The organism is Desulfoplanes formicivorans (genome assembly GCF_001748225.1).
Lineage (GTDB): Bacteria > Desulfobacterota > Desulfovibrionia > Desulfovibrionales > Desulfomicrobiaceae > Desulfoplanes > Desulfoplanes formicivorans.
Genome location: NZ_BDFE01000009.1, coordinates 203,544 through 218,680, shown reverse-complemented (window position 1 = coordinate 218,680; position 15,137 = coordinate 203,544). Strand labels below are relative to the sequence as shown.

14 protein-coding genes and 1 pseudogene are annotated in these 15,137 nt (G+C 53.2%); 5 read left to right on the top strand and 10 right to left on the bottom strand.

Annotated elements, in window-relative coordinates:
* The 3 genes and pseudogenes from DPF_RS14010 to DPF_RS13880 all read left to right on the top strand — a co-directional run.
* Window positions 1–418 (top strand): annotated as a pseudogene (locus DPF_RS14010) (hypothetical protein); the annotation flags it as partial.
* Between the two features lie 190 nt (window positions 419–608).
* Complete coding sequence (locus DPF_RS04800; RefSeq protein ID WP_069857718.1) at window positions 609–1,133, top strand: hypothetical protein; 525 nt, start codon at window positions 609–611, stop codon at window positions 1,131–1,133.
* The gene (locus DPF_RS13880; RefSeq protein WP_141721056.1) at window positions 1,133–1,783 is read left to right on the top strand and encodes an HIT family protein; all 651 of its coding nucleotides are present in this window, start codon (window positions 1,133–1,135) and stop codon (window positions 1,781–1,783) included. Before DPF_RS04800 ends, DPF_RS13880 begins: the two co-directional genes overlap by 1 nt.
* A gap of 331 nt (window positions 1,784–2,114) precedes the next feature.
* On the opposite strand, the gene DPF_RS04795 is transcribed toward DPF_RS13880, so the two are convergent.
* The 10 genes from DPF_RS04795 to DPF_RS04750 all read right to left on the bottom strand — a co-directional run bounded on the left by DPF_RS04795 (window position 2,115) and on the right by DPF_RS04750 (window position 13,083).
* On the bottom strand, window positions 2,115–3,146 hold the full coding sequence (locus tag DPF_RS04795) for a threonine aldolase family protein (protein WP_083254472.1): 1,032 nt from the start codon (window positions 3,144–3,146) through the stop codon (window positions 2,115–2,117).
* A 32-nt stretch (window positions 3,147–3,178) separates the two neighbouring features.
* Complete coding sequence (locus DPF_RS04790; protein ID WP_069857717.1) at window positions 3,179–3,892, bottom strand: hypothetical protein; 714 nt, start codon at window positions 3,890–3,892, stop codon at window positions 3,179–3,181.
* Window positions 3,893–4,148: 256 nt separating this feature from the next.
* A complete protein-coding gene (locus DPF_RS04785; protein ID WP_069857716.1) occupies window positions 4,149–5,780 on the bottom strand; it encodes a B12-binding domain-containing radical SAM protein in 1,632 nt (543 codons plus the stop codon).
* Window positions 5,780–6,547, bottom strand: coding sequence for a class I SAM-dependent methyltransferase (locus DPF_RS04780; RefSeq protein WP_069857715.1), 768 nt, complete (start codon window positions 6,545–6,547; stop codon window positions 5,780–5,782). Before DPF_RS04780 ends, DPF_RS04785 begins: the two co-directional genes overlap by 1 nt.
* A 41-nt stretch (window positions 6,548–6,588) precedes the next feature.
* Window positions 6,589–7,932 (bottom strand): DNA repair protein RadA, encoded by a 1,344-nt coding sequence (radA, locus tag DPF_RS04775; RefSeq protein ID WP_069857749.1) that lies wholly within the window; start codon window positions 7,930–7,932, stop codon window positions 6,589–6,591.
* Between the two features lie 189 nt (window positions 7,933–8,121).
* Window positions 8,122–8,949 carry a DUF3426 domain-containing protein gene (locus DPF_RS04770; RefSeq protein ID WP_069857714.1) on the bottom strand — a complete coding sequence of 276 codons (828 nt, stop codon included), beginning with the start codon at window positions 8,947–8,949 and terminating at the stop codon, window positions 8,122–8,124.
* A gap of 94 nt (window positions 8,950–9,043) precedes the next feature.
* Window positions 9,044–9,565, bottom strand: a complete 522-nt coding sequence (hpt, locus tag DPF_RS04765; protein ID WP_069857713.1) for a hypoxanthine phosphoribosyltransferase — start codon at window positions 9,563–9,565, stop codon at window positions 9,044–9,046.
* A 64-nt stretch (window positions 9,566–9,629) separates the two neighbouring features.
* Complete coding sequence (locus DPF_RS04760; protein WP_069857712.1) at window positions 9,630–10,106, bottom strand: N-acetyltransferase; 477 nt, start codon at window positions 10,104–10,106, stop codon at window positions 9,630–9,632.
* Between the two features lie 35 nt (window positions 10,107–10,141).
* Window positions 10,142–10,636, bottom strand: coding sequence for a TlpA family protein disulfide reductase (locus DPF_RS04755; protein WP_069857711.1), 495 nt, complete (start codon window positions 10,634–10,636; stop codon window positions 10,142–10,144).
* A gap of 23 nt (window positions 10,637–10,659) precedes the next feature.
* Window positions 10,660–13,083, bottom strand: a complete 2,424-nt coding sequence (locus DPF_RS04750) for a homocysteine S-methyltransferase family protein (protein ID WP_269433408.1) — start codon at window positions 13,081–13,083, stop codon at window positions 10,660–10,662.
* Between the two features lie 312 nt (window positions 13,084–13,395).
* Between DPF_RS04750 and DPF_RS04745 the strand changes: the two genes are divergently transcribed.
* The gene (locus DPF_RS04745; protein ID WP_083254470.1) at window positions 13,396–14,364 is read left to right on the top strand and encodes a sigma-70 family RNA polymerase sigma factor; all 969 of its coding nucleotides are present in this window, start codon (window positions 13,396–13,398) and stop codon (window positions 14,362–14,364) included.
* Window positions 14,354–15,100 (top strand): HD domain-containing protein, encoded by a 747-nt coding sequence (locus DPF_RS04740; RefSeq protein ID WP_069857710.1) that lies wholly within the window; start codon window positions 14,354–14,356, stop codon window positions 15,098–15,100. The genes DPF_RS04745 and DPF_RS04740 overlap by 11 nt, the downstream gene beginning before the upstream one ends.
* Window positions 15,101–15,137: the final 37 nt, after the last annotated feature.

Below are 15,137 nucleotides of genomic sequence, written 5' to 3'. Positions count from 1 at the left end.
GGAAATAGTACGGATTTACGGTCGGCGTTGGGACATTGAAGTTTTTTTCCGTACGGCTAAACAACACCTTGAACTGGAAAGAGGATGCCAAGGCAGGGATTTTGATGCCCTCATCGCCCATACAAGCATCGTAATGGCCAGATATATCTTTCTCAGTATAGAAAAGCGGCGGACAGATGACCCAAGAACTCTGGGCATCTTGTTCCATCATTTCTGCGAAGAAGCTGCAGACTGCACCCTGATCGATGCACTCGGCAGAATCCTCGGCACAATCGTAGAAAATCTTCATAAAATCAAACTAGTACCGGCAAATATCCTCAACAAAATTTTGGAGACAGTTCAAACTAATATGGATAATTTCGCCGGTAAAAATTCATTTATTGTCAATAAAAACATTCAATTAGTTGTCAGTGATTAACTCCGAAAGTCGAGTTAATCATAGCTCTTTACCGCAAAAAAGATCTTGATAACATGCCAAATTCTGAGTTATCAGGTTGAAATTACCTACATTCAATCTTAATTTTGTCAACGGCAAGGTTTCCTGGGGTTATCAGGAAAACATATAATAATGTTAAATATTAAATCAAACCGAATTTTAAAGGGATATAATGAATGAGGAAGTCAATAAAAATGATAGAGAAAATGAGGTTGTTCCATTTTTTAAATCTGATAAAAATCAAATAATATTTGAATTTTCATTTCTAATAATAACTTTTTGGCTAGCCATCCTTTTAACAATTCTCATTCACTTCAAGATATGGATATTTGGCGTTGACCACCATTCAAAGGTTTTGTTGTTTGCTGGGTTAGGAGGTTTTTTAGGTGGTTGGACTTTCGATGCAAAGTGGTTCTACAGGGTAACCGCCAAGGGAAAAGACAATCAATATAAATTTTATTGGGAAAGGCATAAATTCTATTGGAGAATATTTATACCGTTTCTAAGTGCGATCGTCGCATTTGCAATTTTCATTTTGGCCTCGACGAATGTTTTACCAATAAATATTGGTAAAGGCGAATCTGGCAGAGTTTCTTTCGGTCTTTGCTTTATATTTGGTCACTTTTCTGATATTGTAATGACACAATTGGCAAAATGGGTAGAATCAACAGTTCCTGTCAAAGATTCAAGTAAATAATGCATTGTTCAATATGTAATGAGTTACTTGGTGTATGTGACCCTTCCCAACATGGTCTCTATGCAGAAATTGTTGCCAATCAAGGTACAATTTTATTTTCAACAGATAATTTTTCCATAATCCCAAGTATTGGAGCAATAAACAAATCACATGTATTGATTGTCCCAAATCGACATCTCTTGTCAATTGCAAGTACAAATCTAGAGTATCACGAAGAGTTAGTTTACATAAAAAAAATACTTCAAAGATATAATATAGAACGTTGTGGCCAATCTTTGCTGTTCTTTGAACATGGCACCGGATCAGAAAGCAACAATGCTGGTGCCTGCGTTGAGCATGCTCATTTACATGGTATTTTTGATATTGAAAACTTCCACCGGGTTATTCTTGAAGAAATTGAGATGATATATTTGTCAAGCAGTAGTGAAATTTACAGCTTAGCTGATTTTGACAATGGTTATTTGTACTACGAAGATTCTTCTGCGAATTGTTGGCTAGCAAACAACCCTGATGCTCCTTCTCAATATTTTCGTTATTTATATTCTAAACTAAGCAATGTTGATTTGGAATGGAATTGGAAAAAAAATGCTAATATTCAGTCAGTTAATGAAGTAATAAATTATTACAATGATATAAAAAGTATTATATAACAAACGAGTAGACACGGACTTGATGAAGCTCACCGGTATCCCCTACCCGTTGTTGTCGGACGCTTCACGCCGGCAACAACGGGTAGGGGATACCATTACAAAACACCTAGAAGGGGAAAGATTTGGGTAGAAAAAGAATATCCTGTAGTGAGGTGGACCAGAAACATTGGGTAATTGGAAGCTACCATTAAGATCAGCCTGCTCAATTTGAGATTTGCCCATGCCACCCTGTGACGACTTATGAATATATAGTATCCTTTACATTGCTTCGTTGTATGCGAGTGCAAGCACACGCATCAACTCCGTATTGCAGGCAGTCCACTCAGCCGCATTATCCCATCTTACCGAGATCCTCCACAAATCCATCCACAGCCTTTTCCGGGGTTGCCCAGGAGGTCACCAGGCGGACAACAGCCTGATCCGGTCCGGCCTTTTCCCAGGTATGGAATGCATATTTCGTGTTCAGCTGCCGGATCAGCTCATTGGGAAAAACGGGAAAAACCTGATTGGTCTGGGGAGGGGTTGCAAAGGAAAACCCCAGGTCTTCAATGCCCCGGGCCATCCGGGCGGCCATGGTGTTGGCGTGCTCGGCAAGTCTGTAAAACAGACCGTCCGTAAAAAGCCCTGCGAACTGGGAGCCCAGGACCCTTCCCTTGGCCAGCATGCCGCCACGCTGCTTGATGTGATATCTGAAATGGGACTGAAGCTCCCGGTTGCTGATGACAATGGCCTCGCCGAGCAGGGCACCGTTTTTTGTCCCCCCAATATATAAAACATCCGTGAGTCGGGCGATATCGGCCATGGTCACATCCGAATGGGTACTCGTCAAAGCGCATCCCAGCCTGGCCCCGTCCAGATGGAGATACAATCCCAGTTCCCGGCACACGGCAGCGATTTCCTCCAGTTCATCCAGGGTATACACCGTGCCCAATTCCGTGGAATCGGAGATGTACACGGCAGCAGGATGCACCATGTGCTCGTCCCCATGCTCTTCCACCACGGCGCGGATGCTTTCGACCCGGATCTTGCCCTCCAGGGCGGGCACGCCGTGAACCTTGTGCCCTGTTGACTCGATGGCCCCGGTCTCATGGACATTGATGTGCCCGGAATCCGCGGCAATGACCGACTCGTAAGGTTTGAGCATGGAAGCCAGAACAATGAGGTTGGCCTGGGTTCCGCCTGACACGAAATGGACCTCGGCTGCGGGGTTGCCTGTTTCAGCAAGAATCAGTTCCCGGGCCTTCTGGCACAGGGTATCTTCTCCGTACCCCATTTCCTGCTGCTCATTGGTGGTTGCCAGAATCTTCAGAAGATCGGGATGGGCCCCTTCGGAATAGTCGTTGAGAAAGCTGTACACATACATGATTCACGAATCTCCAAATCTATTAAAATCTATTATTGTTCACTGCCTTGTCGGCACAGGGCCACCATGTCCGATACCCAGGCCTCCTTGGCCCGCTGCAGGGTGGGCAGGGGATGAAAATACTTGTCCACAGTGCCTTGCTTGAGCAGGCCGAGCACCCTGCGCCCGGCAATCTGCTGCATGCAGCGCCCAATAAGGGGATCAAGCTCGGAACTCACTCCCCAGGCACAGATCACCGGAACCCTTTCCTGGGGGCCGAGACGACGGGCCAGTTCCTTTTTTCTTTCTCCGGAAAACACACAATGAATTTCGCTTTGTTCCTCGGCCTCAAGAACCGTAAAGCGTTCCACGAATTTTCCGCTTTTGGGATCCCGAAGATCAGAAAGGTTCACAACCCGCACATGCTGCCATGAAAGATAGTGCATGAGTCGCATCACCTGGTACTGGGTGATGTCCGGGTGCGTGGGGACAAGGGACGCATGCATGATGTCGTGGGGTCGGCTGGCAGGGATCACCGTATCAACCTTCACAAGAGGCCGGGATGACCCGGGATTCATCATGATGCACACAGCATCGGGACATGTCTCGCTCAATCCGGACACATCCTGCGGGACATCCCTCTTGGCCACGATTTCAAGAACGCTGCGGCAGTCCACAGTCCGTCCCGAGGAAAAAGCAAGGGAATAAAAATGGCCGAGCACGTTGTATCTGCTCTTGAGTTGGCTTGCCGGAATAAAGGGAACCAACAAATCCTCCTTGGGGTATGAACATGCACATCAGAAGACGACATCATCAACAAACAAAACTTTCCCCATGAACCTTTGGCTCATGGGGAAAGGGCCGCCTTTTCCAACCGGGTTTGTGGATATGCGGGGAATGAGAGTGCGCCCCCGGCATCTGTGATTCAGGGAGATGCACCCTTGGGATCAGGATGTTTGCCCAAAGGAAATCAGCCCCGGGACCATTCCTGCCTGCTACCTCCAGCCTCATGGATTCCGAGCTCTAAGGGGTCTCCATCTCGTTGAGCAACCCGAGAAAATGCCCCACCATGGCCAGCTCCTGGTCAAAACCTCCCTGATCCGTCAATTCCTGCCAGACATATTCCAGAAGGGACCGGGCCATGTCGATCTGGTTCTCTCTCACGAGACTTTTGAACACGTACCCATAGACGGCAGCCTGCGATTTCGTGTCCAATTCAAAAAAATGTTGAGCGGTCTCATCCCAGCGATGCTGATCCGCCAGCCAGCGGACGCCCAAACGTTGCCTGGCTGCCTCATCGGAACCGTTTCTGAATTCCAGGGCAAAAGGCAGGACAGCATCTATATCCTCCTTGAGATCCAGGGGCGGTTTGGGAGAGCAGTAAAAACAGGGCTCAAGCATGCCCGGGGTCATGCGTCCATGAATATGGGCCTCCTCTTGGGAGGCATTATTCTGAACCATGCGATGCAGCGGTGTGCCCTGATAGATGCGTGCCCCAATGGTGTACTCATACCGCCGCCAGGAAGTGGGTGGCCGGTCAAGCATGAGGGACAAGGTCTCATCCAGGGTTTTCCGGGTTTCCCCGGGCAGCCCGAAAATGAGATCCACGGTATGATCAAGCCCCAGCTTTTCGCATATGTCCAGAGTGCGCAGGATATCCTCCTGCCTGTAGGACATGCCGTTTTGGGCAAGGACCGGGTCTGCAAAGCTGTCACAGGTGAAAATCAGGGAAAAATCAGCTTGCTGCAGCAACCGGGCAAACTCCGGGGTAAAGGGACGGGGCAAGAATTGCGAGGCAAACCGGAACCGTTCATGCAGCCCGGCCTGCACCAGCCCCTCCACCAGAGCGGTGGCATAGGTGAGATCGGGAATGTTGAATTCCGTGTCCACGAAAAAGATCTTGCGCACATCCGTATATGTTGAGGCATACTGCTCAAGCTCTTCAATAACCTCGGCAACGGGTCGATGAACGATCCTGCGCCCCTCAAGCATGGGCTCCACGCAAAAGGAGCACCCCTGGTTGCAGCCCCGTTTGAGCTGAACCGGCAGGGCCACATGTTCCAGGGCATAGCGAAAGCTTGGTTCCCGGTGCCAGGACAAGGGTTTGTCAAAGGTATACAAAAGACGCGGATTGCTTCCACCGCCCTGTTCGCGCCAGACAAGACCGGGGATGGTTTTCACCTTGTTTTTGTCGGGCCAGCAACGCAGAAATTCCGCAAAGGCCAGCTCTCCTTCACCGCGGATGCCAAAGTCCAGGCCCAGCTCTTCCAGCATGGCCTCGGGAGAAATGGTGAATCCCCCCCCTCCGGCCACAAGGGGCACGTCAGGCAGTTCACTTTTGAGCCAGGAACAGATGGTCTTGATCTCGGGGAGAAAATACCTGGTGGAAAATCCAGGGCCATGAAAATTGCCATAGGCTTCACAGGCCATGGTGGTATCAATGTTACGAATGCCCAGACCGATGCAATGGGGCCGGAAACGGCTGATGGTGGCGGCCAGGTTTTGGGCCACAGAGGGACCTGGAAGAAAGGGGTAATCCAGTTGAACCTCGTAACCATGAGAGCGCAGGCTTGCAGCGATTCTGTCCAGGCCCAGAGGATAGACCTGGTTCACCAGATACTGGGGGTCAGTATAAAGGAGAAGAATATTTCTCATCAGGTATCCCGCCGTGCTGTTGAAAATCCCGGGATCCACTGGGCCAGGGTGTTGCTGTAGAACATGCACAGGACACGAGCTTTCCCACCCATGGCGGATATGATTTCGGCCAGAAATTCAGCTGAATCATATCCTTTGCGAAAATGCGGACTCGGCCCATCCTGGACAACATACCCGTCCTCAAAGGTGCCGACAATGCGATGTCTGTTCAGGACCGGCCATTTTCCTTGAACACAGAGATAGGCCCTGCCGCAGGGGGCAGTGCATGTGGCAATATCCGTATACACAAGCTTTCGTTCCACAGGGGGAAGGACATTCAGAACATAGTTGCACACCACCACGTCATAAATCTTCCCGAGCACTGAACGGTCGGGAAAAAAATTGGGATCATAGTCGGTTACCGACACGGCCCCGGCATTGAGCATTGTTTTGCCGGCAAACCGGTCCAATCCCGTACCTAGGTGCAAAACCCGCTTTCCGGCGACCAGTCCGTTTTTGCAGATCCAGACCACGGGCCGGGAAGGATGTTTGGTATGGTCCAGGGCCGTGGTCCGGGACAGGGTACGTGAAGGATCAAGATTTCCTGATTCCAGGGCCTTGACGTCCTCCTGGAGCACCCGTTCTATTTCCTGCAGGGGAACCGACCAACCCGTTTGCGGAGAAAAGACATAATTCCGGGCCTTGGAAGCTTGAACCGTCCATGATCCGTTCTCCTGCCGTTGTATGATCCACCCGACCCGTTTCATGGTTTCCGACAATCTGGTCATGCTGGCACCTGGCTACCCGGCAGAATCCCGTGGGGCGTCTGCTACTGCCCATCCCCGAAAAGATGTTCATGAAATCCCATGATGGAAGAACAACCGCTGTCCCGCCCCTTGCCCGTTGTGGGACAAAACACCGGATCATACCCCAAGGTGCGGGCCTGCTTGAGCCGGACCCCCTGACCCACAACCGGCCTGACCTGACCGTTCAGATCCACTTCGCCCCAGAACACGGATCGTTCCGGCAGGGGTCGATCATAGACCGAGGAAAGAATGGCCGCCACCAGTCCCAGATCCACGCCTGGATCATTGAGTTTCAGCCCGCCGCCGATCTTGGCGTAGATATCCAACTGCCCGAGATTGATCCTGAGGCGTTTTTCCATGACCGCCAAAAGAAGATTCAACCGATTGGCGTCAAGGCCCAGGGCCGTGCGCCTGGGAAAGGTCAGGTAGGTTTTGCTGGCCAGGGCCTGAACCTCCACGGCAAAGGGACGCTGCCCATCCAGACCCATGACCACGGCAGTGCCGCTGAGTCGCTCGTCCCGGGCCTGGAGAAAAAAAGTCGAGGGGTCGAGAACAACCCGCATGCCTGATGACTGCATCTCAAAAAGAAGCAGCTCATTGGTGGGGCCGAACCGGTTCTTGAGCACCCGGAGCATGCGGAAAAGACGGTGGCGATCTCCTTCCAGGGAAAGGACCGTGTCCACCATGTGCTCCAGAAGTTTGGGGCCTGCAATCTGCCCATCCTTGGTCACGTGGCCCACAATGACCACACAGACACCGGTTTCCTTGGCCTTTTCAATAATCTGCATGGCCACGGAGCGAACCTGACTCACGGTTCCGGGAATGCCGTCCACAGCCCCCGAAGCCATTGTCTGGACCGAGTCAAGGATGATCAGATGGGGACGTTTGGGACCGTCCATGACTTCCAGTACATCCTCGATCTGGTTGGTGGCCATGGCCATGACGTTGCCCAACTCAAGGCCCAGACGGAGAGCCCGGCCCTGAAGCTGACCCAGGGATTCCTCTCCTGAAACATACACGCTTTTCTGTCCGGGCCCGGCAGCACTGGAAGCCAACTGCAAAAGCAGGGTGGATTTGCCAATGCCCGGTTCACCGCCCAGGAGCAGGACCCCTCCGGGCACAAGTCCCTTGCCCAGCAGGTTATCCAGCCCCTTGATGTGGGTGGGGAGAGGTTTGAGCCGGGTTTCTGGCGGAGGATTGTCCAGGCTGACCAGTGCTGCGCCCTCCTTGAGGGAACGAACCGGTTTGTCCTTGACTACCACATCCGGTTCCAGGGTGTTCCACTGCTTGCATCCTGGGCACTGCCCCATCCACCGGGGCGAGGTGGTTCCGCATTGGGAACAACGATAGATTTCCTTGGTTTTCATGGCGTCATTGTGATTGTTGCAAAACAAAAGGGCGACCTGAAGGACCGCCCTTTATCTGGTTGGCATGGGGAACAGCGTTGGAGCTTATACAGGAAGCAACCGGCCATGCCGGTGATGGGCCGTCACGGTCCGGACATCTGCCCGGTACAAGATCTTTTTCCCCTCATGCCCGCGCCTCCCGGCTTTTGCCTAGGCCGGCGGATCCTTGACCTCTATGGGTTCCAGGGCGAATTCACTCAATGTCTTGGGCGGATTGGGAAAAACCACCATGAACGGTACACCAGCGCCGGGCTTGAGATTGGTGTTGTTGGTCAGAATACCCACCTTGGCGGTGAGGGCAGATTCAAGCTCTTCCCGTTGCAGCACCTGCAGCTGAAAATAGGAAACAACATTGCCGCACAAGAATTCCTTGTTCTCAATGACCTTGCCTGTATCGTCGAACAGCTTGATGCGCAGTTTGATCAATTCCTTGGGAACGTCAAACTTGTTCACGGCCTTGCCTTCAACCACAAAGACCTGACCGATCTTTTCATTCTTCACAAAATACTGACGAACATTTTCCAAGGCGATTTCAGGAATGACCGCCTCGGTCTCCTTTTTCTGCTCTTCCACCTTCTTGCCCACAAAGGCGCCGGTTCCGGTATTGTCCAGAAGTTGCGGGGCATAATAATAGGTGCCAATGCCCACGCCTATGACAATAAGGACCACCAGCAACAGCCAGAGCACTATCTGTCTGGCGCGTCCTTTTTTCACGGGCACGTCGTGTTCATCAACAGGCTGTTCGCTCTCTTTGCTGGCCGGTGGCTCCAGGCCTTCCGGAGCATCGGCAGCATTGTCGAAAACATCCGGAGCCTGGCTGAAAAGCTGCTCAACGGTCTCCTCCACGGAAGAGGCCACCGGACGGGCTACTCGAAAAACATGCTTGCAACGTGTGCACCGGACCTTGCTGCCCTGGGGACCGATCCGATCTTCATCAAGATTGTAGCGGGTATCGCACTCGGGACATTGTACAATCATACCGACCTCACATCATGATTGGGAAAAGTATCGCCAGTCAACGTAACAGGTGTCATACACCCACAAGGAATTCGGGTCCTGGTTCCCGACCGGTTCAATCGTTGACTATCAACTCGTAAATACCTTCCAGACCTCGGTATTTTTCATCGTAGTCAAGCCCATATCCCACAATGAATCCCTTGTCCAAGGAGAACCCGGGAAAATCAACGGTCACGTCCAGTTCCCTGCGCTCGTTCTTGTCCACCAGGGCGGCAATGGCAATGGACCGGGGGTTGCGGGTCTCAAGGACACGGGTCAGATACTGCATGGAATGACCGGTATCCACGACATCCTCCACAATGAGAACATGCTTGTCCTCAATGGAAACCTCCATGTCCTTGGAAAAAATCATCTTGCCCTGCCTTGACGTGCCCCCGGCATAACTGGCCAGGCGCACGAAATCCAACTCCGGGTCTATATCCAGACTGCGCATGAGATCGGCAAAAAACACGAACGCTCCCTTGAGTACACACACGCAGACCAAAGGTTCGTTTCCGTAGCGTTGGGAAATGGCCTGGCCCAGTTCCCTAACCCGTTTGGCTATGACATCCTTGTCAAATACAACTCTCTTGTTCATTGATTCTCCATGCAGTGCCCATGGGACACAAATGATTGTTTCCCGAAAATATCCTCATCCTGTCTCAAAAGGTCAGCTGCATGGCCACTTCATTGCACTGATCCGGATACTTGGGACAATTGAGACAATCGGCCCAGACTTTCTGGGGCAGGGTTGCCTGATCAACCAGGGAAAACCCGAGTTTTTCGAAAAATTCCGGCTTGGCCGTCAGGGTGAACACATTGAACAGCCCAAAGGTCAGGGCCTCGCTCACACACGCCTCCACAAGCCTGCGTCCCCACCCCTGTTTGCGCAGGGGTCTGGAAACCACCAGGGAGCGGATCTCCGCAATGTTGTCCCAGGTGATGGCCAGGGCGCAACAGCCCACGATATTCCGGGTTGCATCGTCTTCAACCACATAAAAATCCCGCAACCGGTTGTACAAATCGTTGTAGGATCTGGGCAGCACAACCCCCTCGCCCGTGGCGGCCTCGTTCATGAGCAGCTCATGGATCAACCTGACATCCTTGACCATGGCCTTACGCAAAATAAATGAATCCATATCCAGTCTCCGGCACCGGCTTACGCCGTATGCACCTATTGCGTTTCCCGAGCAAAGATATCAATGGTTTTGCGGATCTGCCCGGGAAGCATCAACCCCTTGTGAGTCCAGCCTTTTGTGCCGTTTTTCTTGTAAAATACCAGCGTGGGCAACGCCACAATGTCCCGGAACCCATGGCTCTGGTCCTCGGGAACACGGTATATATCGTATGCAAAGTCCACCATATCCATGAATGCTTCAAGCTGACCGGCATCCCTGTCCATGGAAATCCCCATGATCTTGACCTTGTCCTGGGGATAGGCAGCACGGATTTCATTGAGAACCGGGATTTCCTGCCGGCAGGAACTGCACCACGTGGCCCAGTAGACAACCAGGGTTACCGCTCCCTTGTTGGCACTGATCATGGCATCCAGATCCTGCCGGGAAAGGGTCTTCACCTGCGAAGCACCGGCAGATCCCGACAGGATGGTGGTCAGGACCACCAGACCCACCAGGACGGATGCCAGGACCTTGTTGACGGGCGTCAGCATGCTCATTTCTCCCTTGTGCCGGCTCATGCCTTTGATGCGGCCCCGCAAAGGCGTTGCGCCAACCTGACCGCAGCAACAGCGTCTTCGGAATATCCGTCCGCGCCGATGCGCTCGGCAAAAGCCTGGCTGACAACCGCTCCACCCACCATGACCTTGCAGGGAAGTCCCTTTTCCCTGAGCAAATCAACCGTATCCTGCATGCGGACCATGGTGGTGGTCATGAGGGCGGAAAGCCCCACAATGCGGGCACCACTCTCTTCCACGGCCCGGACAATCGTTTTGGCCGGCACGTCCTTGCCCAGATCAATGACCTCGAAACCGTGGTTGCGAAGCATCAGACAGACAATATTCTTGCCGATATCATGGATATCCCCTTCCACCGTGGCCATGACGATACGGATTCTGTTCGATCCCCCGTCCTTTTCCAGATAGGGTTGCAACACGTTGAACCCCTTCTGCATGGTTTCGGCCGAACGAAGCAGCTGGGGAAGAAAGTATTCCCGACGCTCGTATTTTTCGCCCACAGCCGTGATCCCGGGAATGAGCTGGGCATTGACGACTTCAAAGGGATCGGCGCCATCTTTGATTGCGTCCAGAACCATGGCCTCAATGGCATCCTTTTCTCCCTTGATCACGGCCCGTTCGATGGAACTGCGACCGACATCCTCAACATCACCATCAGCCTTGCGGGCCGGTGACAGTGTCCCTCCTTTGGGTTGCCAGTCGGAAAATCTGTCAATGAATGAAGCCGCCTGAGGGTCACGTCCAAGCAGTACCTCGCTGGCGGCCAGGGCCTCCTGGAGTCGTTGTGAATTGGGATTGGCAATGAAGGCGCCCATACCCGCAGCCATGCACATGGTCATGAAATGGGTATTGAGGAGTTCGCGTGCCGGGAGACCAAAAGAGATGTTTGAAAGCCCCATAACCGTGGTCAGGCCCAATGCCTCCCGGCAGTAACGGATCACGTCAAGGCAGGCCCTGGCTGCCAGAGGCTTGGAAGAAACCGTCAGGGCCAGGGCGTCCACCAGAATCAACCGCCGGGGAATGGACAAGGAATCGGCCTGGTCAACGAGTTCATCGATAATGGCGATGCGTTCGGCCGCAGTCACCGGAAGCTTGCTTTTCTTGAGGGGCAACAGGATGAACGGGGCCCCGTAATCCCGACACAAGGGGCCAAGCCGTTCCATCTTGCCGGGCTCGCCGCTGATGGAATTGACCAGTGGGGAACCGGGGTAAACATTCAGGGCCTCGATGACCGCCTGTTCATCACTGGAGTCGATGCACAGCGGCGTCTGCATGCGGGATGCAAGCTCACGGACCAGAAGGGGCAGAAGTTCCTGTTCATCAGCCATGGGAGCGCCCACGTTCACGTCCAGTGCGCCCACACCCATATCCACCTGTTCCTGGGCCAGCTCCAGAGCACGGGTAATCTCTCCATTCTGAAACTGGGCAATGAGGTCCTTCTTGCCGGTTGGGTTGATGCGCTCGCCAATGATCTGGCTGGGGTACTCAAATCCCAGAGAAAGAGAAGTGGAACGCGAAGTCAACACAATGCACGGATGCGCGGATTGCTCGGGAAGGGTCGGGGTCAGCGCCTCGGTTTCCGCCTTGAGGGCCCGGATGTGATCGGGGGTTGTCCCACAGCACCCGCCCACGCATTGCACGCCTGCGCGAACAAACTCCCGGGTCTGCACGGCAAAGGCCTCCGGATCCAGCCGGAAAACCGTTTTCCCGTCCACCAGTTCGGGAAGACCGGCATTGGGCTGTACCAGAAGGGGTGTCCGGGTTCCGGCAAGCATCTCTTTGGCGGCCACGAGCAACTCTTCAGGACCAGCGCTGCAATTGGTGGCCACCAGATCCACGCCCATGTTCTCCACGGTGTCGAGAAAAACCCTGGGAGAGGTTCCCGTAAGACTGACCCCTTCTTCAAAGGTCATGGAAATACCCACCGGAAGATCGCACACGTGGCGGGCCGCCACCACCACGGCCCGGGCTTCGGCCAGATCAAAATGGGTTTCCCCGAGGATGAGATCCACTCCACCCTGGACAAGACCACGAATCTGCTCCTCAAAGGCCTGGACCAGTTCCCTGAAGGTCACATCACCCAGGGGCTCGATCATGCGCCCGGTGGGCCCGATACTTCCGGCCACAAACCCCTTGTCGCCCACGGCCTTGCGGGCAAGAGAAGCCCCGATGCGGTTCATTTCGACCGGATCCACATCTCCTCCCAGCTTGAACCGGGTCCCTCCAAAAGTGTTGGTGGTCACCACATGGGCTCCTGCCTGCCAATAGTCCCGGTGGATCTGCTCCACCACGTTCGGACATCGCAGGCTGAACCGTTCAGGCGATTCCCCGGGAGCAAGGCCCCGGGCCTGCAAAAGGGTGCCCATGCCCCCGTCGAAAATAATGGTTTTGCCCGATGCGAGAAATGTTCTGAAGGATTGCAAATCATGCTCCTCGTACAACATAGGTACCTTTGTAAAACCAGGACGCGCAGGCAGAAAACAGGCAGAATCCCCATCCGCTGGCCTGCGGAAAAAATCCGTGTCCAAACCATCACATCCCAGAATGCTTTTTCTGGAATGAAAAAAGCCGGTTTTTCCTTCCAACCGGCTTGCCACCTTGGTTTGCGTCCGAATCGCTTACTGAAAAAGATTGAAAAGGACAAATAAAAAATATATGTTGTTTTTTTGCCTTCACAGTATACATGGAGCAAAGAGCGGACGATTGCCGATTTCGCTCATAACCATCACGCCACAATGACTCAAAAAACAACGCCCGATCCTCCTTTGGACACAACCACCTCCCAAGGCGGGACCGGTGAGGACGATACCTTTACCCTGATGCCCGCCCCGGCCAAGAGCCTGGCGACCATTGATCCCCTTCGCCTCTATTTCCAGGAGATTAAAAAATTTCCGCCCCTGGAACCGGGCGAAGAATTTGAACTGGCGCGCAGGATACGGGACGAAAACGATCAGGAAGCCGCCTTCAGGCTGACTTCGGCCAACCTGCGTCTGGTGGTCAAGATCGCCCTGGACTTCCAGAGACGATGGATGAAAAATGTCCTTGATCTCATCCAGGAAGGCAATGTCGGCCTCATGAAGGCCGTCCAGAAATTCGATCCCGAAAAGGGGATCAAGTTCTCCTATTACGCCGCCTTCTGGATCAAGGCGTACATTCTCAAATTCATCATGGACAACTGGCGCATGGTCAAAATCGGGACCACCCAGGCCCAGCGCAAACTGTTCTACAATCTGGGCAAGGAGCGCAATCGACTCGAAGCCCTGGGCTATACCCCTGACGCCACCCAGATTTCCAAGAATCTCCAGGTCTCCGAGGACGAAGTCATTGAAATGGGCCAACGTCTCGGCCAGAAGGACCTGTCCCTGGACATGAGCGTGGGCGGTGACGATTCCACCTACACGCCCATGGACTTTATCCCGGCCGAAACAACGGATATCGAAACGGGCATGGCCGAAGGCGAAATCAGCGACCTGCTCAGGGACAAGATCAAGGCCATCCTCCCCGACTTGAACGACAAGGAAAGGGACATTCTCCACGACAGGCTCCTGGCTGAAAAACCATTGACCCTCCGTGAAATCGGTGAAAAGTACGGGATTACTCGTGAACGGGTTCGTCAGATCGAGGCCCGATTGCTCAAGAAACTCAAGATTCACCTCTCTCAGGAAATCACGGATTTTTCCGAGGAATGGATCAGTGACAACTAACCTTCAGGAAAAACTCACCCGTGAAGCCCGACCCATGGCTTCGAACGACAGCATCACTTTTTATCGGGATTTCCAAAAATTTTACCAAGCCAGCAAAACTTTTTTTTTCACCAACCCCCTTGTGGGTCGCTGCAAACGGGACGTGCTCGCCTATCTTCACGAGGATCAGGATCATTGCATCCAGCACGCCAAGCAGGTGGCCATTGACGCTGGCACCCTCATGCTTGTGGAAGGGCGGGGATGGGATCCGGCACAGATGAGACAATGGTCGTTGCTGGCCCAGATTGCAGGGCTTCTGCACGACATCCATGCTCCCCAGTCCGATCACGCCAGGACAGGAGCCCATGTGGCCCGAACCATCATTGCCTCTTATCCCCTTGAGGAAGAAGAACAGGAAGCCATTGTCTTTGCCGTACGGCATCACGAAAAACCGCTTTCCACGACCCAGACCCCGTGCGTTTGCCACTGGGTAAGCAATGCCCTTCACGATGCGGACAAATTTCACTGGAGTCTGGACTGGATGCCGACACCCCTTGGGGAAACCAGGCCGGAAACCAGGCCCTGGGCCGACCAGAACACCTGTTGCAAGGTTCCCGCTGACATGGAGACAATCCGGGCCATGGCATCGACCTTCAGAACCCGGACCGGGCAACAATACGGTCCCCAGTTCATCAACGCGGGTCTTGCCACAGGGGAACACCTGCACCAGCGTCCCAACGACCATATCTTACCATAAGGAACAGAGGCCACGCACCGTTGCATCCGGTCATGCC

Bases quoted from the DNA above. Each gene is read 5' to 3' on its own strand.
- DPF_RS04800 (WP_069857718.1), top strand. From the start codon at position 609: ATGAATGAGGAAGTCAATAAAAATGATAGAGAAAATGAGGTTGTTCCA.
- DPF_RS04780 (WP_069857715.1), bottom strand. From the start codon at position 6,547: ATGACCAGATTGTCGGAAACCATGAAACGGGTCGGGTGGATCATACAA.
- DPF_RS04770 (WP_069857714.1), bottom strand. From the start codon at position 8,949: ATGATTGTACAATGTCCCGAGTGCGATACCCGCTACAATCTTGATGAA.
- DPF_RS04785 (WP_069857716.1), bottom strand. From the start codon at position 5,780: ATGAGAAATATTCTTCTCCTTTATACTGACCCCCAGTATCTGGTGAAC.
- DPF_RS04745 (WP_083254470.1), top strand. From the start codon at position 13,396: ATGACTCAAAAAACAACGCCCGATCCTCCTTTGGACACAACCACCTCC.
- hpt (WP_069857713.1), bottom strand. From the start codon at position 9,565: ATGAACAAGAGAGTTGTATTTGACAAGGATGTCATAGCCAAACGGGTT.
- DPF_RS04795 (WP_083254472.1), bottom strand. From the start codon at position 3,146: ATGTATGTGTACAGCTTTCTCAACGACTATTCCGAAGGGGCCCATCCC.
- DPF_RS04755 (WP_069857711.1), bottom strand. From the start codon at position 10,636: ATGCTGACGCCCGTCAACAAGGTCCTGGCATCCGTCCTGGTGGGTCTG.
- DPF_RS04760 (WP_069857712.1), bottom strand. From the start codon at position 10,106: ATGGATTCATTTATTTTGCGTAAGGCCATGGTCAAGGATGTCAGGTTG.
- DPF_RS13880 (WP_141721056.1), top strand. From the start codon at position 1,133: ATGCATTGTTCAATATGTAATGAGTTACTTGGTGTATGTGACCCTTCC.
- radA (WP_069857749.1), bottom strand. From the start codon at position 7,932: ATGAAAACCAAGGAAATCTATCGTTGTTCCCAATGCGGAACCACCTCG.